General features: G+C 67.1%; 15 protein-coding genes and 2 pseudogenes. 6 read left to right on the forward strand and 11 right to left on the reverse strand.

Translation table 11 applies throughout. The annotated features are described in order from the left end of the window. The 6 genes and pseudogenes from VJ655_RS11580 to VJ655_RS21100 form a co-directional block, all read right to left on the reverse strand. Positions 1–267 (reverse strand): annotated as a pseudogene (locus VJ655_RS11580) (PHP domain-containing protein); the annotation flags it as partial. 78 nt (positions 268–345) lie between these two features. Continuing rightward, positions 346–3,183: a TonB-dependent receptor gene (locus VJ655_RS11585; RefSeq protein ID WP_324111208.1), complete on the reverse strand. Its 2,838-nt coding sequence runs from the start codon at positions 3,181–3,183 to the stop codon at positions 346–348. Positions 3,184–3,255: 72 nt separating this feature from the next. After that, on the reverse strand, positions 3,256–4,203 hold the full coding sequence (locus VJ655_RS11590; RefSeq protein ID WP_324111209.1) for a FecR family protein: 948 nt from the start codon (positions 4,201–4,203) through the stop codon (positions 3,256–3,258). Further along, the gene (locus tag VJ655_RS11595) at positions 4,167–4,748 is read right to left on the reverse strand and encodes an RNA polymerase sigma factor (protein ID WP_324111210.1); all 582 of its coding nucleotides are present in this window, start codon (positions 4,746–4,748) and stop codon (positions 4,167–4,169) included. Before VJ655_RS11595 ends, VJ655_RS11590 begins: the two co-directional genes overlap by 37 nt. A 122-nt stretch (positions 4,749–4,870) precedes the next feature. Next, a complete protein-coding gene (locus tag VJ655_RS21095; protein ID WP_414646974.1) occupies positions 4,871–5,950 on the reverse strand; it encodes a methyl-accepting chemotaxis protein in 1,080 nt (359 codons plus the stop codon). Continuing rightward, positions 5,930–6,748, reverse strand: a pseudogene (locus VJ655_RS21100) (cache domain-containing protein); the annotation flags it as partial. The pseudogene VJ655_RS21100 and the gene VJ655_RS21095, both read right to left, overlap by 21 nt. A gap of 341 nt (positions 6,749–7,089) precedes the next feature. Between VJ655_RS21100 and VJ655_RS11605 the strand changes: the two are divergent. The 3 genes from VJ655_RS11605 (at position 7,090) to VJ655_RS11615 (ending at position 9,945) form a co-directional block, all read left to right on the forward strand. Further along, positions 7,090–7,521: an OsmC family protein gene (locus VJ655_RS11605; RefSeq protein WP_324111212.1), complete on the forward strand. Its 432-nt coding sequence runs from the start codon at positions 7,090–7,092 to the stop codon at positions 7,519–7,521. 112 nt (positions 7,522–7,633) lie between these two features. Further along, the gene (locus VJ655_RS11610; RefSeq protein WP_324111213.1) at positions 7,634–8,542 is read left to right on the forward strand and encodes an alpha/beta hydrolase; all 909 of its coding nucleotides are present in this window, start codon (positions 7,634–7,636) and stop codon (positions 8,540–8,542) included. Positions 8,543–8,700: 158 nt separating this feature from the next. Continuing rightward, on the forward strand, positions 8,701–9,945 hold the full coding sequence (locus VJ655_RS11615) for a hypothetical protein (RefSeq protein WP_324111214.1): 1,245 nt from the start codon (positions 8,701–8,703) through the stop codon (positions 9,943–9,945). Here the strand turns inward: VJ655_RS11615 and VJ655_RS11620 are convergent. The 4 genes from VJ655_RS11620 to VJ655_RS11635 all read right to left on the reverse strand — a co-directional run bounded on the left by VJ655_RS11620 (position 9,938) and on the right by VJ655_RS11635 (position 15,134). After that, positions 9,938–10,900 carry a glucokinase gene (locus VJ655_RS11620; protein WP_324111215.1) on the reverse strand — a complete coding sequence of 321 codons (963 nt, stop codon included), beginning with the start codon at positions 10,898–10,900 and terminating at the stop codon, positions 9,938–9,940. The genes VJ655_RS11615 and VJ655_RS11620 overlap by 8 nt on opposite strands. 131 nt (positions 10,901–11,031) lie before the next feature. After that, entirely contained in the window at positions 11,032–13,530 is a 2,499-nt protein-coding gene (locus VJ655_RS11625) for a TonB-dependent receptor (protein ID WP_324111216.1), read from the reverse strand. Positions 13,531–13,647: 117 nt separating this feature from the next. Beyond that, the gene (locus VJ655_RS11630) at positions 13,648–14,589 is read right to left on the reverse strand and encodes a FecR family protein (protein WP_324111217.1); all 942 of its coding nucleotides are present in this window, start codon (positions 14,587–14,589) and stop codon (positions 13,648–13,650) included. Then, entirely contained in the window at positions 14,589–15,134 is a 546-nt protein-coding gene (locus VJ655_RS11635; RefSeq protein WP_324111218.1) for an RNA polymerase sigma factor, read from the reverse strand. Before VJ655_RS11635 ends, VJ655_RS11630 begins: the two co-directional genes overlap by 1 nt. Positions 15,135–15,307: 173 nt before the next feature. Between VJ655_RS11635 and VJ655_RS11640 the strand changes: the two genes are divergently transcribed. The 3 genes from VJ655_RS11640 to VJ655_RS11650 all read left to right on the forward strand — a co-directional run bounded on the left by VJ655_RS11640 (position 15,308) and on the right by VJ655_RS11650 (position 20,161). Continuing rightward, complete coding sequence (locus VJ655_RS11640; protein ID WP_324111219.1) at positions 15,308–15,907, forward strand: sigma-70 family RNA polymerase sigma factor; 600 nt, start codon at positions 15,308–15,310, stop codon at positions 15,905–15,907. Then, on the forward strand, positions 15,843–16,790 hold the full coding sequence (locus VJ655_RS11645) for a FecR family protein (protein WP_324111220.1): 948 nt from the start codon (positions 15,843–15,845) through the stop codon (positions 16,788–16,790). Before VJ655_RS11640 ends, VJ655_RS11645 begins: the two co-directional genes overlap by 65 nt. 92 nt (positions 16,791–16,882) lie before the next feature. Next, complete coding sequence (locus VJ655_RS11650) at positions 16,883–20,161, forward strand: TonB-dependent receptor (RefSeq protein ID WP_324111221.1); 3,279 nt, start codon at positions 16,883–16,885, stop codon at positions 20,159–20,161. A 124-nt stretch (positions 20,162–20,285) separates the two neighbouring features. Here the strand turns inward: VJ655_RS11650 and VJ655_RS11655 are convergent. Continuing rightward, a partial coding sequence (locus VJ655_RS11655) for a class I SAM-dependent methyltransferase (RefSeq protein WP_324111222.1) occupies positions 20,286–20,688 on the reverse strand: 403 nt, incomplete at its 5' end.

The following is a 20,688-nucleotide window of genomic DNA, read 5'->3' on the forward strand; positions in this document are numbered from 1 at the left end:
GCTCTTCTTGTTCCCGCCGCTCCAGCCTCGAAAGCGGACGGGGTCCAGCAGGCCAAGATCGACGACGGTCCGGTTTTCGCGTCCGGTATAGTCGAAGGCCACCGTCAGCCGCGTGACGCCCGACGGCACGGCGAAGGTCACCGGCTTGTAGGTTTGGTGATCGGCGCCGACGATCTCGCCGGTAAGCACCAGATCAGGCTTGTCGATCTCTCGTGCGAACGCCGGAGACGCGATCATCAGCAGGACAAGGGCGAGCCATCGCAGCATGGAACGGGTCCTAAAAAAGAAGGGCGGCCGAGGCTGCGGCCGCCCGAGTTTCAGGGGAAGGAAGTCAGGCGCCGCTCACTAGAAGCGGTAGAGCAGAGCCGCCTTGAAGGCGCGGCCGAACTCCGGCCGGCCGACGCCATAGAGCGCGCCGGCCTCGCCGCTGATGATCTGGCCGGCCCGGGGATTGCCCTCGGTCAGGCCGATCTCGTTGGTCAGGTTCGTGCCGTAGACATAAGCCGTCAGCTGGTCGGTGACGCTGAAGCGCACCGTGGCGCCAACCAACGTATAGGTCGGCAGCTTGGAGGTGTTGGCCGCGTCGGAGAAGCGCTGGCCATAACGTTCGACGGTGCTCTCGATCCGCAGACGTCCATCCGCCAGGTTGAAGCCCGGCGTCAGGCGGAACGCGGTCTTGGGCACGCGGACCAGCTGGTTGCCGGTGAAGTCGCGGGTGCGGCTGGCGGTAGCCGCGGGCGGCTTGACCTGACAGGTCGGATCCGAGGCCGAGACCGAGCAGCTTTCCTCGAACTTGTAGTCGCCGAACTCGGGGTTCTGCAGCGTGGCGCTGAAGCCGAGGTCGAACCAGCGGACGGGGCGGAGCGTGCCTTCCAGTTCCAGGCCCAAGGTCTTGGTGTCGGTGACGCTGGTCTGGTTCACATAGGCGCCGGTGGTCGGGTTGAACACCAGGCTGCCGAACGTCAGGGCGTCATAGGCGGTGTGGAACACCGTGGCGTACAGGTCGATCTTGCCGGTGGTGAGCTTGTAGCCCGCCTCCATCAGATCCATCGTCTGAACGATCGGGGCGGTGTTGGCGGCGTTGGTGATGTAGTCGCCCAGCGACGGCAGGCGGAACGCCGAGGTGTAACGGGCGAAGACGCCCATGTGCTGACTGATCCGATAGTCCGCCCCGACGGTCCACCCGGTGTGGTCGAACTTGCGCGTGAAGCGATCGTAGACGCCCGAGCCGGCCAGCACGGTATCGTCGGCGGGCGTGGGCGAGAGGCCCAGGTTGATGGTCGCCGTCCGCTCGCTCCGGCCGGTGAACTCGACCTTCTCCCAGCGCACGCCGGCGTCGATCCGCAGGGCGGGCGTCACCTGCCACTCATCGGTCAGATAGAGCGCGGTGGTGTTGGACTTGCCGTCGCCATTGGCGAACTCGGCGCCGTAGCGGCTAATGCCGTTTTCGGTGAAGCTGTAGAGGGCGCGTCCCGAAGCGTCGACGGCGACCAGGTCGAGCCGGCGAGCGTTCTCGCGCACGTCCAGGAGAGTGTTGGCCGAGTAGCGGTTGAAAGCCTCTTCGACGTGAGCCCGGTAGAAGCCGGCGGCGACGTCGTGGGTCTGGTCGCCGACCTCGAACTTGTGGACCAGGCGCGTGTCGCTGATCAGTTCGTCCAGCGGCACGGAGACGTAGCGCAGCGAGCCGTCCAGCACGAGGCCGTTGCCATTCTGGCCCGCACCCGTGGAGCCGAACACCTCGCTGGGGTTGGTGGCGTAACGCAGTTGCAGGGCCACCGCGCCGGGAATGGCGTCGCCCAGGGTCGCCGCGCCTCGGGCCTTCAGGAAGTCAGCCTGGACCTGGGCGATGCGGTTGGCGCCAAGCACCGGCGTGTTGGGGAAGAGGCCGATGCGCTTGGACTCCGAGGTCCGGTAGCGCAGCGTCTCCTGCAGGCGCCAGCCGTCGGCGACCTCATATTTCAGGGCGGCGGTGGCCTGGGTCAGCTTGACCTCCGTGCCACGCGACAGGTCCCAGTTGAACGGCCCCTTGGGGCCGCGCAGGGTCAGCTTCTCGGTCTCCGGCCCCGCCAGGGTGCCGGTTAGCGGATCGAAGCCCGGCGCGGCGCTGGGCTCGCCGGCGCCGTTGAACTTCAGCGGCACGCCGGCGAACAGGATGACGTTGTCATCCAGGTGCTTGATGTTGAAGTCGAAGCTGCCGCGTTCGAAGTCACGCCCGATCGAAGCGCGGACCTGATAACCCTTGTTGGGCGTGAAGCCCGGGTCGCGAACGCCGTCGTCCTCGCGCCAGAAGCCGCCAACGCCCATGCGCCAGTCACCGATGGGGCCGCCATAATAGGCATCGACCCGCTTGAGGCCGTAGTCGCTGGCCTGGACCTTGACGAGGCCCTCCTTCACATCGCCCTTGCGGGTGATGAAGTTGACCGTGCCGCCCGGCGCGTAGGACGCGAAGATCGACGACGGACCGCCGCGCACCACCTCGATGCGGTCGATGGTTTCGTCGAGGCGGAAGGATTGGTCGGCGTTCAGATAGCCAAGGCCACCGTCGTGCTGAACCGGCGCGCCGTCTTCCTGCAGGGCGATGGCCGAGAAGCCCTCCTGCGGAATGCCGCGCGCGCGGATGTTAGCGCTGGCCTCCCCGCCCGAAGCCTCGACCCAGAAGCCGGGGACCGACTTCAGCGCGTCGGCCACGCCCATCGGCGAGCGCAGGCGCAGGGTCTCTTCGTTCATTGTGGTGACGGCGTAGCTGGTCGCCAGGCGGGTGCGGGCGTCCGAACCGGCGCGCGAGGTGACGATCAGCTCCTCGACCATCTCGGCGGCGTCAGCGCTGGCCGCCGCCGCGTCCAAAGGGCCCGCGCCCCGCTGGCGCAAGGTGATGACCTGGGCCGTGGCCGAGGCGATCTCCAGGTCGCCGCCCTCGATCAGGCGGCGGACAGCGTCCTCGCGACCAAAGACGCCCTTCAGGCCGGCCGTGCGATGCTTGGCGGCCACGTCATAGGGGAAGAGGATCTGGACGCCGGCTTGGCGCGAGAAGGCGGTCAGAGCCTGGGCGGTGTCGCCGGCCGGGATGTCGAATTCGACGCGCGCGGCCGCCTGGGCCTGGGCCGCGGCGGGCAGCGCCGCGACGATCGCCGTCGTGGCCAGAAGCATGCAAGCGCCCATGCGCGGCGCCCAGGTCTTGGTCATCTCATTCGCCCCGTTTCTCGAACGCCAAAAACTGGCGTCTCGCTGGCAAGACGGGTCGAAAGCCGAAAACCTCTATCGAGATTTGAGAAGAATTCGTGACGGACCGTCGGTAATGATCCGTAGGCCGAAGGTTGTCCGCAGGGCGTCCAGAAAGCTTTCGGGATCCCCGGTCAGGAACCGCCCGCCCAGACGCAGGGCGCCGACCTTGGGATCTTCTATGACCAGCTTTCGGGTCAGGTAACGATTGTACTCTTCGACGGCGTCCGCAAGCTTCTGGCCTTCGAAAACGATTTCACCACGGCGCCAGGCTTGTACGTTCTGGACCTCGGCCTCGGGCGCGGCGGCGACCGCCACCCCACCGTCGCTGATCGCCAGAACCTGGCGGGAATCGGTGGCGGTCTCGACGGCGGCCTGGGCTTCGCCCCCGGCCGCCTTGACGGTGACGCGCCCCGCCAGGACGATCAGGTCCAGGGCCGTCGGTCTCAGGCGGACGTTGAACTGACCGGACGCGAGGCGGGCCAGGCCTTGCTTGGTGAACAGTTGGAACGGCCGCAGGGCGTCGTGCGCGATGGTCAGGGCTACCTCCCCACGCTCTAGCCAGAGGCTGCGGCCGCGGCGATCCACCCGCCAGAAGATTTCGGTATCGGTGTTCAGTTCGACGGAGCTGCCGTCCGGAAGCGCCAGGGTGCGCCGTTCGCCCACGCCGGTGACGGTGCGGGCGCGCAGCAGTTGATCGCGCCCCAGATAGGCCGCGCCCGCGACGCCAGCCGCCAGGGCCAGTCCTCCGCCCAGCCACGCCCGGCGGCTCGTCACCGGCGGCTGGCGCGGCTCGGCGCCGCGCAGGGCGTCCAGCTTGCTCCAAGCGCTGGCCACTTCGGCGAAGGCGGCCGCGCGGCGTGGGTCCGCGTCACGCCAAGCCTCGAATGCCTCGGGCGAGGCGCGGCCGGCGTCCAGGCGCGCCAGCCATTCCGAAGCCTGGGCGATCAGCGCGTTTCTGTCTTGATCGCCCGCTTGCGCCATATGCTCGCTCGATTTCCGATCCCACGGCCTTCGCTCGCCGCCAGCGACTTGGTCAAGAGCGCCAGCCCCTTGGCCAAGTGCTTCTCGACCGTAGAGATGGACAAGCCCAGCCGAACCGCTATCTCGCCCGGCGAAAGGCCTTCCATTTTCCGCAAGGTGACCACGCGCCGGCATTGCTCCGGCAGGCGGTCGACCGCATCAAGGACCCTCATCAGTTCTTCACGGGCGCTGGTCACGGCGTGCGCGTCCGGCGATGGATCTGGCAGAGCTTCCATCTCCAGCACCCCGATCTGGCGAATGCCCACCACCTTGGCTCGGCGGAATCGCTCGAAGGCCAGGTTGCGAATGATGGTCAGAACGAAGCGCTCAGGCGCATCCAGCCGCCGCCAATCCGCGACGGCCAACACCTTGGCGTAGGCTTCCTGGACAAGGTCCTCGGCCTCGACCGCATCGCCCGTCAGCTTGCGGGCGTAGGCGCGATAGGTCGGCGCGAACGGCAGCACCGCTTCGGCGAACCACTTGTCGATGTCGCGTAGCCAGGCCATCACGCCGCGTCCCGTCGACGACGGCCGCCGACTCTCGAAGGGCTGCACTAGCGGCCGGACGTGTCAGTTTGGCGACGATCGTCTCCGTCCACGGTCGATGGACCGAGCCATCGCGCCTTGATTCAGGCGCGCAGTCTCTGGGGTGTCCGATTGTCGGAGGCGTCGACCTCGAAGCGCCCAACCAGATCCGCGAGCTCGTTGGTTTCATTCTTCAGCGAATGGACCGCGGCCGTCGACTCCTCGACCATCGCCGCGTTCTGCTGGGTGTTCTGATCGATCTGCAGCATGGCGATGTTGATCTGCCCCAGGCCTTCGGACTGGTCCGCCGCAAGACTGGCGATGCCGCCCATCAGGGTGTCGATTTCGTCCACCTTGCCGACGATCCCCTGCATGGCGTCGCCCATCTCCCTCACCAGGGCTACACCTTCGTCGATCTGCTTGGACGAAGCGCTGATCAGGATCTTGATCTCCTTGGCGGCGTCGGCCGAGCGTTGGGCCAGGGCCCGGACTTCCTGAGCCACGACCGCGAAGCCCCTGCCGGTCTCGCCAGCGCGTGCGGCTTCGACACCGGCGTTCAGGGCCAGGAGGTTGGTCTGGAAGGCGATCTCGTCGATCACCCCGATAATGTTGGTGATCTGCTGCGAGGATCCCTCGATCTGCCCCATGGCGGCCACGGCCTTGTCGGCGACGGCGCCGCTGTACTGGGCTTGCTCCTGAGCCACGGCGACCGCGGCCCGAGCCTGTTTCGCGCCCGTGGCCGAGCGCTGAACGGTGTTGGTCAGCTCACCCAGGGCGGCGGTGGTTTCCTCCAGGGTGGCGGCCTGCTGTTCGGTCCGGCGCGACAGGTTGTCGGAAGCCGAAGCGATGTCGTCCGCCCCATGCTGGATGCCGTGGGTATTGTCCCGCACGGCCTTCATGGCGGCGGCCAACTGAACCAAGGCGGCGTTCAGGTTCTCACGCAGCTGGGCGTAGTCGGCGGGGAAGTCGTCGCTGAGCCGCACGGTCAGATCGCCCGCGGCCAGCCGAGCCGCGACGGCGGTCACGTCGGCGACGACGCGGCGCTGAATCTCCGCGGCCGCGCGTTCGTCGGCCTCGCGCTTCTGACGGTCGGCGGCCGCTTGGTCACGCATGGCCCCGGCCTCGGCCTCCAGGCGCTCGCGGTCGAGCGCGGCGTCGCGGAAGACCGCCAGCGCTCGAGCCATTTCGCCAGTCTCGTTGGCCAGGTCGGTGAAGGGCACGGCGCTTTCCTTGTCGCCTTGGGCCAAGCCGCTCATGCGTTGGGTCAAGGTCAGGATGGGGCGCGTGATCGTGAAGCCCAGCGAAGTGGCGCCGGCGGCGACGACCAGCAGAAGCACCAGGCCGACCCCGGCCAGCTTCAAGGCCGCCTTGCCCACGGCGGTATTGATGTCGTCGACATAGACGCCCGTGCCGATGACCCAGCCCCAAGCCGGCATCAGCGTAACGTAGGAGATCTTCGGCTGCGGCTTGTCGCGGCCAGGCTTGGGCCACATGTAGCTCACGAAGCCCTGTCCCTTGGCCTTGGCGACCTTGGTCATTTCGGAGAACAGCGCCTTGCCATTCGGGTCGCGCTTTTCCGACACATCCGTGCCGTCAAGCGCCGGCTTCATGGGGTGCATCACCATCTGAGTGTTCAGATCGGTGATCCAGAAATATTCCTGGCCGCCATAGCGCATCGCCTTCAGGGCGCCGATCGCGGCGACCTTGGCGTCGGCCTCGCTCATCCGGCCGGCCTGGGCTTCGTCGACATAGTGCTGGGCGACCGACACGGCCGTCTCGACCTGGCTACGGGTCTTGAGCGCGACATCGTCGTGCATGGTGTTGGACAGGTTCAGCAGGCCGACGCCGATCGCGATCGCCAGACCGATGCCGGAGAAGAGGACCACCAGGCGCAAGCGCGCCATGATCGAAAAATTGCGAAACCTCAACATGCCTATCGCCTTCAGCGAAGAAGCGCGACCTTGCTTTTCGCGCCACAACATCCTCGTGGCGAAGTATTAAACTCGCTATAACTGTCACACATTCATGGACTTCGAGTACCTAATATGAGTTGCGGCAAAACGGCGCATCTCGATTTCGAGCGAAACTGCATTTTTCTATACAGCGCCAAAAACCAAAATCGAAGACGAGGAGCGCATCTCAACTTGTGGTTCTCATTTCTTACTTCCACGCCTGGGTGAACATAGGCTGAGAGCCCTCCCCCCCCGGTCACCCGGGGAGTTCATGCGTTCACGCCGCGCGGATCGTTTCGTTCAAGCCACGAGCCGCCGATCGTGCTGGACTGCAGCGCCCAGGATCGGGCGTCCAGTGGATGGAGACCGGAATGAAGATCGTCAGGAGCGGATCGGCCGCCTGGAGCGGCGGCATCAAGGACGGCAAGGGCTCCATCTCCACCGAGAGCGGCGCGCTTCAGGACTACCCCTATGGCTTCGCCAGCCGCTTCGAGGGCCAGCCCGGCTCCAATCCGGAAGAACTGATCGCCGCCGCGCATTCGGCCTGCTTCACCATGGCTCTGTCGCTGGTGCTGGGCGAAGCGGGGCTGCGCGCCGACCGCATGGACACCTCGGCCAAGGTCACGCTCGAGCAGGTCGACGGCGGCTACGCAATCACCGCCTCGCATCTCGTCCTGAAGGCCAAGATCCCGGGCGCCGACCAGGAAACCTTCGAGAAGCTGGCGGCCGGCGCGAAGGCCAACTGCCCCGTCTCCAAACTCCTGAACGCGGAGATCTCCCTGGACGCCAGCCTGGTCGAGTAGCCCGCCCCCCAACGGCGACAGACCTCGACCATCGTCGTGGTAGGAACGAACGCCGAAATGTGGAGGCTGAGCCGCAAAGGCGAGCCGCCTACGCGGTTCGGGAGACGCCCTCATGTTCGTCCATGTCCTCGCTCTCGTGGCGTCCTTGGCTGGCGCGCCGCTGACGCCGCCGCCGGAGCAACCATCGGCGGTCGCCAGCGGGCCGGCGACGATCCCGCTATGGCCCCGCGGCGCGCCCGGCGCGGAGCAGCGGTCCCGAGAACCGGAGATCGTGGAGAACACCTATGTGCGCAATGTCCACAGCCCATCCCTGACGGTGTTCCCGGCCGCCCCGCGCCATGCCACGGGCGCGGCGATCATCGTCGTGCCGGGCGGCGGCCACCGCATGCTCGTCTTCGTCAATGAAGGCGTCGGGCCGGCCAAGGCCCTCAACCGCTATGGCGTCACCGCCTTCGTCCTGAAATACCGCCTGGCGCGTGAGGCGGGATCGACCTATGCGATCGACCGCGACGCCGCCAGCGACCTGCGCCGGGCGATCCGCTGGGTGCGCGCCAACGCCGCTCGATATGGCGTGGACCCTCGCCGCATCGGCGTGATGGGTTTTTCAGCCGGCGGCGAACTGGTCTCGCTGGTCGCCGACAACCCTGCCCCGCCCCAGCTGGCCTCGACCGATCCCCTCGACGCGGTCAGCGCTCGCCCGGACTTCCAGGTGCTGGTTTATCCCGGCCCCCTGGGTGTCCCCGCTGGAGCCGTGGCTGGAGCGCCGCCGGCGTTCATCACCGCCGGTTCCCTGGACCAATGCTGCGCCGAGCCGGCCATGACCCTCTACAGCCAGTTGCGCAAAGCCGGCGTCTCGGCCGAACTGCATCTGTTCGCCGACATGGACCACGGCTTTAACATCGCCGCCCACTCCGAGAGCCTGTCGATCCTGCACTGGCCCGACCGGCTGGCCGACTGGTTGAGCGACGGCGGCTGGCTGCACGAACGGCCTGTGACGGAGCCGAAACCCTTCAAACCCTGAAGGATCGCCCCCCTTCTGGCCAATTCGCGGAACTGGCGCCGCGATGCGCCAGAACGGTCGCGGGAAAGTCGAATATCACTCAACCGCGACGCCTGGTCGCGGTGGCTGCGACGTTGATCTTAATAGATCTGGCAGGGCGGGACTGCCATCCTGGCGGCATGACGGCCATTGCTTGCCTCAAGATTTTCGTCGGCGAAGATCTACGCTTCGGCGACGCCGAGACCTTGGCCGCATTGGTGGCCAAGGTTGCTGGCGCGTATCTGGAAACCGCGTGGGTCTGGCCCAGGCGCTATGGCCTCGTGGCGTCCTATTCGTTCGTACTGGCCGATCCGCGGGCGACGCGCCTCGACGCCCGCGAACTTCAAAAGATGGCTCGCGACCTGCACGTCAAGATGTTCGGCGACAAGGGCGCGGGCGAGGTGACGCTGCTGATGTTTGAGGGTGACCAGACCGACGTGATGCGGTTCGCCAGCACCCAGGGCGAGACGCTGAAGGCGCTTCTGGCGGGTGACGACAATGGCGAATTCGCGGGACGGATCTGCAGAATTACGCCCGACGCCGTCACCAGTATCAAGCCGCCGGGCGGCCCCCTCGATGGCGCGCCGACGGCCGAAGAACTTGCAGCCATCCAGCCGGAACCTCCGCTCGGCGGAATTGGCGATCTTCTGGGCGCGCCTCAGCCGAACACCGGCTGGTGGGGCATCTACTACCTGACCAAGGAGCGTTTTGTCGGAAGCGGCGTCGACTGGCGCATGGCCTGGGACGATCTGCCTTTCGGGGCGGTCGAGGACGCGGACATCACCGCCCGTGACCTGGCTTGCCTCAAGGCGGCTCAGGCGCAGTTGTCCCATCTCGATCCTGGCTACATCTTCTTTCCGTTCAGCTTCTCGTCCTTGGTCAAGCCGTCGGTGCGCGAGACATATCGCGAGACCATCGCCAAGTTTCCCCGGGCGCTGCGTCCCCGCATGGCCGCCAGCGTCTACGACGTTCCGCGCGAACCGACCTATGGCGCGATCGGGCATATCCGGAACTTCCTGACGCCGAATTTCTCGCTGCTCGACCTGCATGTGCGCGATCCAGGCTTCCGGATAGACAGCCTGCCCGCAGGGGCCGTGCACAGCGTGACCCTGGTGCTGGAGGGCGCGGACGAACGCGCGCGATTGGCCGCGATCACGCGCTTCCTCAAGGACGCGTCGACCTATCGCGCCAAGCGGGTCTGGCAAGGGGTGGCCATGGTCAACAGCCTGAAGGAGCTGGATCTGTGTCGCCAGCTCAAGGCGCCCTTCCTCAGCGGCCCCATGGTCGCACCGCTGACCAAGGCGCCGACTGGCGAAGTCGCCTGCCCCGCGATGAACCTGCCCTATCGCTCCCGCCTCGAGAGAACGCCGCAACGGCTCAGTTGAAGAGCGCGGTCAGACCCAGCAAGCCACAGTTTGGATCGTTCGCGAGATAGAGCGGGATGTCGCGAAGGTAATCCGTCATCCGCCCCTTGGCCTCGAAGCGGTGACGAACGATCGCGCGGTCCAGAAGGTCGCCCCACGAGAGCACCGTCCCGCTGATGACGTAGACGCCGCCTCGCGCGCCGACGGTCAGCGCCAGGTTGCCGCAAACGGCGCCCAGCCAGCCCGAAGCCAAGGCGAAGGTCTCGCGGGCCACGGCGTCGCCACGCTCGGCGGCCTCTCGCAGCGCTTGCAGATCGGTCGGCCGCCCCGGCGTCCCGGAAAGGGTCGACACCGCCAACGCCACGTCGAGCAGCCCATCGCCAGAGAGAACATGCTCGGCCGAGATGTGACCGTGCATGCGACGCAGCACGCCGATCACCTCGGCTTCACGGTCGTTGGCTGCGGCCAGATCCGCGTGCCCGCCCTCGGCGGCGGCGGCTGTCCAGCCGACGAAGCCATCGGGATAGAGGATGGACATGCCAACACCGGTTTCGGACGGCCCGATGGCCCCGGCGGGCGCGTCCCGATACGGCGCGCCGCCTCCGATCGGCTCTAGGACCTCCTGCTCCAATAGCGGCACGGCCAGGGCCCGGGCGGTGAAGTCGTTGACGAGATGCAGCCGATGAAGTCCAAGCCGCTCGGCGATGACGTCGCTCTCCAGGCGCATGTCAGCATGGGTGAGCTTGATGACGCCGTCGAGATTGGGGCCTGGCGCCGCGACGGCCGCGCCCATAATGGGCCACGGAGACCGCGCCGCCATCGACGCCAGCACATCGATCAGGTCGTCCTGGGTGGCGCAGTCGACGACGCTGACGGCGGCGGGCGCTCGCCCAGGCTCGGCCAGTCCGATGCGGGCCTGAGCGCCGTCCACGTCGGCCACGAGAACATGGGCGGCGGGATCCTTGGACGCGATCATCTGTCGTCCTCCTAACGGCGCGCGCCACAAGGCGGCTCACCTCCGCAAGAGCCTCGCCAAAGTCGGGCCGTCCGCCAAGGCGCCTTGGTGTCGCAAGCGACCCGGCCCCGAAGGGCCGGATCACCCCTTGATCAGAAGTCGAACCGCGCGCCGATCCCGTAGGTGGCGGGCGCGCCAACCAGCCGGGCGGCCCCGTTCAGCTCGGGGAAGTAGACCTTGTCAGTGATGTTGCGACCGTAGGCGTAAAGCGTCCAATTCGACGGGGTGGCGAGGTCCAGGCGGGCGTTGACAAGGGTGTAGGCCTTGGCCGTGTTTCCCGGCGTGGCGTTCAGGCGATTGGATTCCTCGCCGTGGTGGGTGACGCCGACGCGGCTGCGCAGCGACCAGCCTTCCTTCAGCGCGACGCTGTGGTTCAGCGCCACGGTGGCCGACACGTCCGGCGCGCCGGGCAGCGGGTCGCCGACCGTCTGCAGCACCTCGGCCACGCGGTTGGAGCTGAACGACAGGACCTCGGTGTCTAGCCAGGCGGCGGTGGCGTCGAAGGTCAAGGCCTGGTGCTCGGTTCGCAGCAGTTGGGCGCTCAGCGCGACTTCGACGCCCTGGCTCTTGGCCTTGCCGACATTGGCGCGACCGTTGGTGTCGTTTGCCAGACGCGTCGTCGCCTGAAGTTCGCTGAAGCGGTAGTTGAACGCATCCAGCGCCAGTCTGAGGCGCGGCGTGGTCCAGCGCAGGCCGGCCTCATAGGCGCGCACGGTCTCCGAGGCGAACGGCTTGGTCTCGGCGACGGTGAAGATCGAGGTGCCGTCGAAGCCGCCGCCGCGATAGCCCGTCCCAGCGGACACGAAGACGTTCAGGGCGGAGGTCACGTCGTACTTGACGGTCAGACGGCCCGAGACGTTGTCATCGTCGAACTTCTCGTCCCACGAGAACGGATTGGTGGTGGCGAAAGTCGTCGTGAACGTGCTGATGCCCCACGGATTGTGGTCGACGTTCCGGCCAACATAGTGGGCGTTGTCGCGCGTGTAGCGCAGGCCCGCCGACACTTGCAGGCGCTCGATCGGGTGATAGTCGGCCTGGCCGAACAGGGCGAAGCTGTTGCGCTCCTGCCGGTGCAGATTGTCGTAGTTCGTCAGGGCCGAGTAGCTGATCCAGTTGGTGTCGAACTTGACGTCGTCGGTCACGTAGAAGGCGCCGGCGATCCAGTCCAGCTTGCCGCCGGTGTCGTCGGCCAGGCGCAACTCCAGCGACGACTGGCTGAGCTTCTCATTGGCGTCGAAGTAAGAGGCCGGATACGGCGAGCCGTCGCCATTGCCCTTCACCGCGCGCTTGCTGCCCTGCCAGCCGCCCACGGCGGTGAAGTTCAGGTTCTCGCGAACCTTGTGGCTGAAGGTGGCCGAACCGCCGTAGATGTCGATGCTCTGGGTCGGATAGCCAGTCGAATAGAATTCGTACGGATCGTCGTTCTCGCCAGCGTTGGCGATCGTGGCGTCACGCGCCCGTGAGATGCGATCGTACTGGCGCGTGTCACCGCGATCGCGACTGCCGAAGAGCTTCACGACAAGATCGCTCTCGGGGGCCATCTTGAAGTCGAAGGTGGCGCGGCCGGCGAACAGATCCTTGTCGCCAAAGCCTTCGCGCCGACCGGGATCGGCCAGAGGCGGAACCTGGGTCTGAACCACGCCCTTGACCGACGGGCGATAGCCGGCGAGCAGCCCAGCGCCCGCTCCGTCCATGAAGCCGCCGCCGTTCTGGGCGAGAACCGCGAGGCGGACGCCGAGGGTTTCGCTGACCGGGCCGCCCACCGAGGCCTCCACCTCGGTGTAGTCGTAGCTGCCGTACTCGATGCGGCCGGTTCCTTCGACGACGTCGCCGGGACCACGGGTGATGGCGTTGATGACGCCGGCCGTGGTGTTTCGGCCATAGAGCGTGCCCTGCGGACCTTTGAGCACCTCGATACGATCGAGGTCGAATAACGGCATACCCAGATAGGCGTTCGAGGTCTGGTAGACGCCATCGACATGCAAAGCGACCGAGGGGTTGCCGTTGGGCTTGTAGTCGTCGGCGCCGCCGATGCCGCGGATGCTGATCAGGCCGTAGTTGGTGCCGCCGAAGGCGTAGTTGACCGAGACGCCCGCGACCTGATCGACCAGGTCGACGACGTTGGTGATACCGCGACGCTGAGCGTCGCCGCCTTCGACGACGGTCACGGCGATGGGAACGTTCTCGATCCGAGCCGAGCGCTTCTGGGCGGTGACGACGACTTCTTCTAGTTCGGCGACGACCGGATTTTCCTGCATCGTAATCAGGAAGGTGCGCGGGCCGGTCATGGTCGCCTTGAGACCGGAGCCGGCCAGCAAGTCACGTAGCGCCTCGGTCGGCGCGCGCGTCCCAACCACGCCGTTGGCGCGCTTGCCCTTCACCAGGTTCGACGCATAGAGCACCTGAACATCCGCCTGCTTGGCGAAGGCCGGCAGGGCCAGCTCCAGCGGCTGAGTCGGCAGGGAAAACGCCACCGGCGGCGCGGAAGCCTCCTGGGCCAGAGCGGGCGCGGCCGCGCCAAGGATGGCGGCGGCGCAGCAGGCCATCAGGCCGCGCCGAAGACCGGCGGCGTGGGAAACTCGGTTCGTCATCGTGCATTCCTAGGCAGTCGCCGGCCCCCGTCGACCGATCATCCCCAGGAACTGCGCCGGTGCCGAAAGCCTCATCCTGTCTTGAAAATTTCATCGACCGCGAGGCGGCCGCGCCGGTCATTCGGCGATTTCCCAGGTCGTCTCGTCGACCTGTCGCACCCGCAGGCCAAAGCCCGCCTGCAAGGCCTGGGCGAACTCGCGGGTCCCGTCATAGCGGAACGATCCGGATATCCGGATGGCGTCCAGACGGGTGTCGGCGGCCAGAGACAGCCGGTCTCTGGAATACCGGTTGAACGCCGCGACCACCTGGGCGAGCGCGGCGTCGCTAAAGACCAGCCGACCTTCGCGCCAGGCGGTGAGCTCGTCGACATCGGCCGCCGCCACACGCTGAGCGCCAGTCGGTCCGGAGATCATCTGACCGGTCGTCAGCCGTCGGCTCGCGCCCTCGTCGGTGGCGACGTCGAGCGCGCCGTCCTCGATCAGGATTTCCGCGGTCTCGCCTCGCCGGGTCACCTGGAAGCGACCGCCGTCGCCCTGGGCGTGCTGATCGCCCGCGACGACCTGGAAGGGCCGTCCAGGGGCCGAGCGCGCGTCGAAATAGGCTTGCCCCTCGATCAGGCGCACTCGCCGGCGACGCTTGTCGTACTGGACGCGCACGGTCGATAGCGGGGCCAGGGTCACGCTCGACCCATCCGGCAGCGGCGCGGTCAGGCGCTCGCCGGCGCCAGTGCGGATCGTCGCGCCGGCCGCGCTGGCCACCATCAGCGCCGCGCCGCTGGCGCAGGCCGTCGCTGCGGCGCCGGCCAGGCCAAAGATCGCTCGTCGACGGCTGACGCCCGAGGCGTCGCGCAGCGCGGCCGCCCGCATCGCCATCAAGCCAGGCGCGCCCCTGGCCGCGCCCAGGGTCGACCAGGCGTCGGCGGCCTCCTGGTAGGCGTCGGCGTTGCCGGGCGCTTCGAGCCATTCGAGGAAAGCCTTGCGATCCGCGGCCGTGAGCGGCCCTCGGTCGGCCTTGGCGAACCAGCGGGCGGCCTCGTCGTCGTCGGGGGCGAGCGCCATCAGTCCGGCTCCCGCAGCGCGCCGCGCAAGACGGCCATGGCTCGCACCAGATGCTTCTCGACGGCGCTGACGGAAATGTTCAGCCGGGCGGCGATCTGGGCGTGGCTCATGTCCTCGAACCGCCGAAGAATGACGACGGTGCGGGCCCGCGGGGACAGCGACTTGAGAGCGACCTGGATGCGCTCGAGACTTTGCCGCCCCCCGACGACGTCCTCGGCGCCGGGAAGATCGTCGGCCAGGTCGATCCGATCCAGGTCCACCGCGCTCAGCATCGGCCGCGCACGCTCCCGTTTGACCTTGTCGCGAAGCAAGTTCGCCGCCGCTTCGAACACGTAGCCGTCGACGCTCTCGAGGGTCATCAGGCCCGGGCGGCGCAGCAGCCGCAAGAACAGATCCTGCACCAGCTCCTCGCTATCGGGCTGGGAGCCCGTCCGCTGCCTGAAGTATCGCAGGAGCGGCACGCGCATACGCCGGGTGAGCGCCTCGAAGCGCTCGACGCCGGTCGACTCGCGCGAGGCGCCAGGGTCGGAGGCGGGCATGGACATGAGGCGGCCCATGCCAGCGCCTGACGACAATCGTGTGAAGCTTGTGGCGACCAGCCGCCCAGCGCCAACAGCCGCCTTGTCACGAGGGCGTCAAGCTTGGCCTCTAGGGACGTCCGCTACCAGCGTCGGGCAGGCGGATGTTTCGAGTCGATCCAGACAGGACCCGATGGTTCTTGCAGTGCGTCTTGCCGCATGAGCCAGCCCTCCGCGCCTGGCTGGCCTCGAAGCGTCGGCTGGGTGTCGATGTCGACGACATCATTCAGGAGACCTACACCGCCCTGGCCGCGAGAGGGACGGTCGAGGACATCGAGCATCCCCGCGCCTACATCTTCCGAATCGCGCACACGCTTGTGGTCAGGCATGTGCGACACGCCAGGATCGTCTCGATCCAGGTGAAGGAGGATCTGGAATGGAGCGACAACACCCCCTCGCCGGAACAGACCCTGATCGACCGAGATGTTCTCCGGCAAGTGGCGAACGCCATATCGGACATGCCGGGTCAGGCGCGGACGGCTTTCGTCCTCCGACGCGTGCATGGCCTTTCCCAGCGGGAGATCGCCAAGCGCATGAGCCTCTCGGAAAACACGGTGGAAAAGCACATCGGCCGAGGGTTACGTTTCCTGCTCGATCGCTTCAGGGATGACGGAAACATCCCTCTTCTCGCCTCTAACCCTTCAGACGCCCCCCTCCAGGACCCAACCTCCCTCGATGGTCGACCGCCAAACCAGCCAGAGCATCGACGACGACGCCGCGACGTGGGTGGCGCGTCGTGACCGCGCGCCGCTGACTCCGACCGAACAGGCGGAGTTCGACGCTTGGTTGGCGGGAGACGACCGCAGGCCCGGGGCGCTGATGCGTCTGCAAGCCATCGACCTGGCCAGCCGCGCGGCGGGCGAGCGCCACGACCTCCCCTTCCCGGCTTCGGTTTCCCGCAGGCGGATGCTGCTCTGGGGCGGCGCGAGCGCCGCCGCCGGCGTCGCTGGCCTGGCCGTGGCCCTACAGGCGCCGCGAGCCCAGGCCACGCAGCGCGGCGAGGTCCGCCTGGTTCCCCTGCGGGACGGATCGACCATGACGCTGAATACGAACTCGGTGGCCCGGGTGAAGTACGGGAATGATCGCCGGGTGATCGAGCTGATCCGAGGGGAAGCGTTCTTCTCGGTGGCGGGTGACGCGCTCCGACCGTTCCAGGTAGAGGTCGCCGGCCGCCGCCTCACCACCACCGCCAGCGGCGCGTTCCGCGTGAGCCGCCTGACCGACGTGCCGATCCTGGTGACGGTGCAACAGGGACAACTCGACCTGTCAGGCGGCGCGCTCGAACCCATGAGGCTGACCGCCAACAGCAGGCTTGAGCTGGTCGCCGGCCATCCCCCGACGGTGCAGCGGATCTCCGCGCGCGATGTCGAGCGCGACCTGGCCTGGCGCGAGGGCAAGATCGCCTTCAAGGGCGACACCCTGGAGGACGCCGCCCACGCCTTCGCCCGCTACGGCGATCCGCGCGTGGTCATCGCCGATCCGGCCCTGGCGCGCGAGCCGATCACCGGTCTCTTCGCCGCCAACGATCCGGCGGGCTTCAGCCGCACGGTGGCCTTCGCCCTGGACGCCACCGCGACCCGGCGCGGTAACGAGATCGTCCTCTCCCGCTCCAGTTCCCAATAAAGTTTTGTGACGTCTGGCGGAGTTCCGACGCCATCGCCCTCTTAGCCGCCGAAACGCCGATTTCAGTTCGACGGCGCACGGGGCGAATGACGATGATCTCCTACAAGACCTTGCTTCACTGTGGCGCGGCCGTGGTGGTTTGCGTTGGCGCGCAGGCGCACGCCCAGGCGCGTCGGTTCGACATTCCCGCCCAGCCGGCGATCACAGCGATCCCGGAATTCGCCCAGCAAGCCCAGATCCAGGTCATCGCCCCGGCCCGCGACCTGGCTGGCGTCAACACCCTGGCTGTCAGCGGCGAGATGGACGTTCGCGCCGCCCTCCGCCAGCTGATCTCGGGCACGCCGTTGCGCATCGCCCGCGACGAGGGCGCGATCATCACCTTGCGCTCGAGCGCCCGCGCGCCAGCCGGAAAACCCGGCGGCCTCTCGGGGCGGGTCCTTGATCCGCTGACGGGCCAGTACATGGCCAACGCCGCGATCCGCGTCGTCACCGCCGATGGGGAGCGCCGCATCGACGCGGCCGGCGAGCGCGGCGAGTACCGGCTGATCGACCTTCCCTCCGGCGCGGCCGAGGTCACGGTCAGCTTCACGGGCTTCGCCGACCGCACCCTGTCGGTGACCATCCAGCCGGGAAAGACCGTCCAACTGGATTTCGAACTGGCGCGCTCGGGCGAACCGGCCGCGGTGCAGGTCAGCGAGGTCGTGGTTTCCGGCGGCTTTCGCGACGGCGACGCCCGCGCCATCATGAGCCAGCGCAACGCCATGGACATCAAGAACAGCCTGTCCTCGGAATCGTTCGGCTCGATCTCTGAAGGCAATGTCGGCGAGTTCATCAAGTGGATGCCCGGCGTCGACACCGAAGGTGAAGGCGACGACACCGTCCGTTATGTCCGTCTGCGCGGCTTGCCGCCGGAATACACCTCGATCACCGTCAACGGCGTCAGCTTGGCCGCGGCTGACGGCAACGCCGGCTCGTCGACGTCGCGCTCGTTCAGCTTCGAGCAGGTGTCGCTGAGCAGCATCGACGCCATCGAGATCTCCAAGACGGTCAGCGCCGACGTCGACGCCAACGCACCCGCAGGCACGATCAATCTGCGCACCAAGCGCGCCTTCGACCGCAAGGGCCGACGCATCGTCGCCCAGGTCAGCGGCGTCACCCACTCAGACCTGTGGAACGACAAGATCACCGGGCCGGGCGACGGTCGCCGCGACGGCAAGGTGCTGCCCAACGGCCAGCTGGAATATTCCAACGTCTTCTTCGGCCGACGCCTGGGCGTGGTGGCCAGCATCAGTCACTCCAAGACCTATTCGGAGATGGAGCAGGCCTTCTATCCCCGCAGCTACGAGCCGAACGACATCAGCCCGCAGCCCCTGGCGACGACGACCATCAACGCGCACATGCGGGCCCAGAACACCACTCGCACCGCCGCCTCCCTGACCTTGGACTTCAAGGCCGCCGACAACCTGATCCTGTCCCTGGCGACGATGTACAACACCGCCTACCTGTGGTCGGGCCAGCGGACCGAGGTCTTCACCACCGGCGCCAGAACCTACGGCGTGGTCGGCGATCCGGCGGTCGACTTCACCACCAAGCGCCCCGACGCCAGCATCGGCGTCACGGCCCAGTCGAACATGATCTCAAAGCGCGGCGATGGCCTGACTGTCGTCCCCAGCTTCGAATATCAGGGCCGTCGCTTCGTCCTGGACGGCAACCTCTCCTATTCGGACTCCAACAGCCGCTACGATCCGCTGGGCAAGGAAGGCGCGATCTTCAGCCTGGTGAATTCTCCCTCGGCCGGCGGTAACTTCACCGCCACGCGGGACGGCCTGGGCAAGCAGAACTGGTCGATCGTCCAGACCAGCGGCGACGACTGGAGCAATCCGGCCAGCTATACGCGCCAGACAGCCGCCATCGTGATCAACAGCCAAGACGGCCGCGCCGCGCGCACCGAGATGAGCGGCGCGGCGCTAAACCTCGCCGTCAAGGCGCCGTTCAAGTTCGCGCCGGTGACCTTCAAGACCGGTCTGAAGGCGAAGCGCGCCGTCTACGATTACAAGAACGAGCGCGTCGCCCACCAATACCGCTATGTCGGCCCGCTGAGCGTGGCCCAGTTCATGACCGAGAACGCCAGCCCAAACGAACTGTCGTTCGACGGTCTCGACATCCGATACGCGTCCAAGTCGGGCTCGGCCAAACTGTACATGCCCAGCAACGCCAAGATCGGTCGGCTCTTCCTCGACCACCCCGAGCAGTTCCAGAACACCATCACGGCGGCCAACTACTATACGGCCTATATCGAGAACACGCGTCACTTCGAGGAGGACACCAACGCCACCTACGTCATGGCGACCTCCGAGCTGAACGATCGCCTGACCGTCCGCGCCGGCCTTCGCTGGGAAGAGACCAAGACCCGGGCGCGCGAGTGGAACCCGCTGACCGCCGACGAGACCCGCGCCGCCGGCTTCGCCGTGTCGCCCTCCACCGGACGCGCCACGACGATCGACGGCGTCAAGTATCAGTACCAGTCGCGGCCCCAGATCGACCGCAAGGGGTCCTACGACTACTTCTTCCCCAGCGCCTCGCTGAAGTTCGCCATCAACGCGGATACCGATCTTCAGGTCGGTTACAGCCGCACGATCCGCCGGCCCGAGGTCAATGTCCTGGCCGGCGTGTGGTCGATCAACGACGAGGCCATGCTGGTCACCGCGCCGAACCCGGGCCTCAAGCCCGAAATCTCGGACAACCTGTCGATCCGTGTGGCGCGCTATTTCGAGCCGGTCGGCCTAGTCTCGCTGAACTATTTCCAGAACGACGTGAAGGGCCTCTTCCAGTCCGAGGACCTGACCGCCGACGAGTTCGGCTACACCGGCGGCGAGTACGCCAACTACACCTTCCGGACCACGCGGACGGTCTCGGGCGACTCCATCAAGATCCGGGGCATGGAGGCCGAGTTCACCCACGCGCTGGACTACCTGCCCTCCCCGCTGAATGGCCTGACGGTGCGCGGCTCGTACACCTATCTCGATCCCGGGGAGCCCATTCCGCTGTCCGCCAAGCACCTGACCTCGCTGGTCCTGGCCTACAAGAAAGGGCCGTTCAGCCTGAACCTCAACACGCTCTGGACCGGCCGCAAGCTCAACAGCGTCTCGACCGGTTCGTATATCGCGCCGCGCGTGGACATGTTCGTTTCCGGCGCCTACGCCATCCGCAAGGGCTGGCAAGTGTTCTTCTCGGCCCGCAACCTCTTGAACGAGCCGACCAACATCATGCTGCCCGGCGTCCAGACCTCGGCCGGCCCCGTTCCGGACCACGCCGGCGACTACCGCCACTATGGCAAGACCGCGACGCTCGGTCTGCGGGCGGTGTTCTAGCTATGAACGGTTTCGACAAGCGCGACCTCAGCGCGCCCGGCGGTGGAGCGTCCGCCTTGGCGCGGTTCGCGGTCGAGGCTGGACTTCCAGGGTTGCAGGGCGCCTGAAAGCCGATCGGAGGGCTCTAGGCGCGCGCCACGCCCAGTTCGCACCAGCCCAAGGGTCTGGGCGCCTTGGGCATATAGAACGTCTTAAGCTCTTCGATCACGAAGCCCGCGGCGGCGATCGCCGCGCCGACCGGGCGGGTCAGGTGGCAGCCGCCGGCCAGCGGCGTCCAGAACGGCTCGATGCGCCTCTGCCAGCGCGCGACCTTGGGATCGGGCGCTAAACCGTGCTCGCAAAAGACGAATTGGCCGTCCGGCTTCAGAACGCGCCGGGCCTCGGCCAACACGGCGCTGGGCGCGTGGACCGAGCAGAGGGTGAAGGTGCAAACGACAGTGTCAAAGCTGTGGTCGTCGAATTCCAACTGCTCGGCCACGCCCGCCAGGACGTCGACCTTGAGACCTTCAGGGCGTGGAGCCGCCAAC

Origin of the sequence: Caulobacter sp., from assembly GCF_035254145.1 — a bacterium.
Classification (GTDB): Bacteria; Pseudomonadota; Alphaproteobacteria; order Caulobacterales; family Caulobacteraceae; genus Caulobacter.

Bases quoted from the DNA above. Each gene is read 5' to 3' on its own strand.
- VJ655_RS11585 (WP_324111208.1), bottom strand. From the start codon at position 3,183: ATGACCAAGACCTGGGCGCCGCGCATGGGCGCTTGCATGCTTCTGGCC.
- VJ655_RS11590 (WP_324111209.1), bottom strand. From the start codon at position 4,203: ATGGCGCAAGCGGGCGATCAAGACAGAAACGCGCTGATCGCCCAGGCT.
- VJ655_RS11595 (WP_324111210.1), bottom strand. From the start codon at position 4,748: ATGGCCTGGCTACGCGACATCGACAAGTGGTTCGCCGAAGCGGTGCTG.
- VJ655_RS21095 (WP_414646974.1), bottom strand. From the start codon at position 5,950: ATGGCTCGAGCGCTGGCGGTCTTCCGCGACGCCGCGCTCGACCGCGAG.
- VJ655_RS11605 (WP_324111212.1), top strand. From the start codon at position 7,090: ATGAAGATCGTCAGGAGCGGATCGGCCGCCTGGAGCGGCGGCATCAAG.
- VJ655_RS11610 (WP_324111213.1), top strand. From the start codon at position 7,634: ATGTTCGTCCATGTCCTCGCTCTCGTGGCGTCCTTGGCTGGCGCGCCG.
- VJ655_RS11615 (WP_324111214.1), top strand. From the start codon at position 8,701: ATGACGGCCATTGCTTGCCTCAAGATTTTCGTCGGCGAAGATCTACGC.
- VJ655_RS11620 (WP_324111215.1), bottom strand. From the start codon at position 10,900: ATGATCGCGTCCAAGGATCCCGCCGCCCATGTTCTCGTGGCCGACGTG.
- VJ655_RS11625 (WP_324111216.1), bottom strand. From the start codon at position 13,530: ATGACGAACCGAGTTTCCCACGCCGCCGGTCTTCGGCGCGGCCTGATG.
- VJ655_RS11630 (WP_324111217.1), bottom strand. From the start codon at position 14,589: ATGGCGCTCGCCCCCGACGACGACGAGGCCGCCCGCTGGTTCGCCAAG.
- VJ655_RS11635 (WP_324111218.1), bottom strand. From the start codon at position 15,134: ATGTCCATGCCCGCCTCCGACCCTGGCGCCTCGCGCGAGTCGACCGGC.
- VJ655_RS11645 (WP_324111220.1), top strand. From the start codon at position 15,843: ATGGTCGACCGCCAAACCAGCCAGAGCATCGACGACGACGCCGCGACG.
- VJ655_RS11650 (WP_324111221.1), top strand. From the start codon at position 16,883: ATGATCTCCTACAAGACCTTGCTTCACTGTGGCGCGGCCGTGGTGGTT.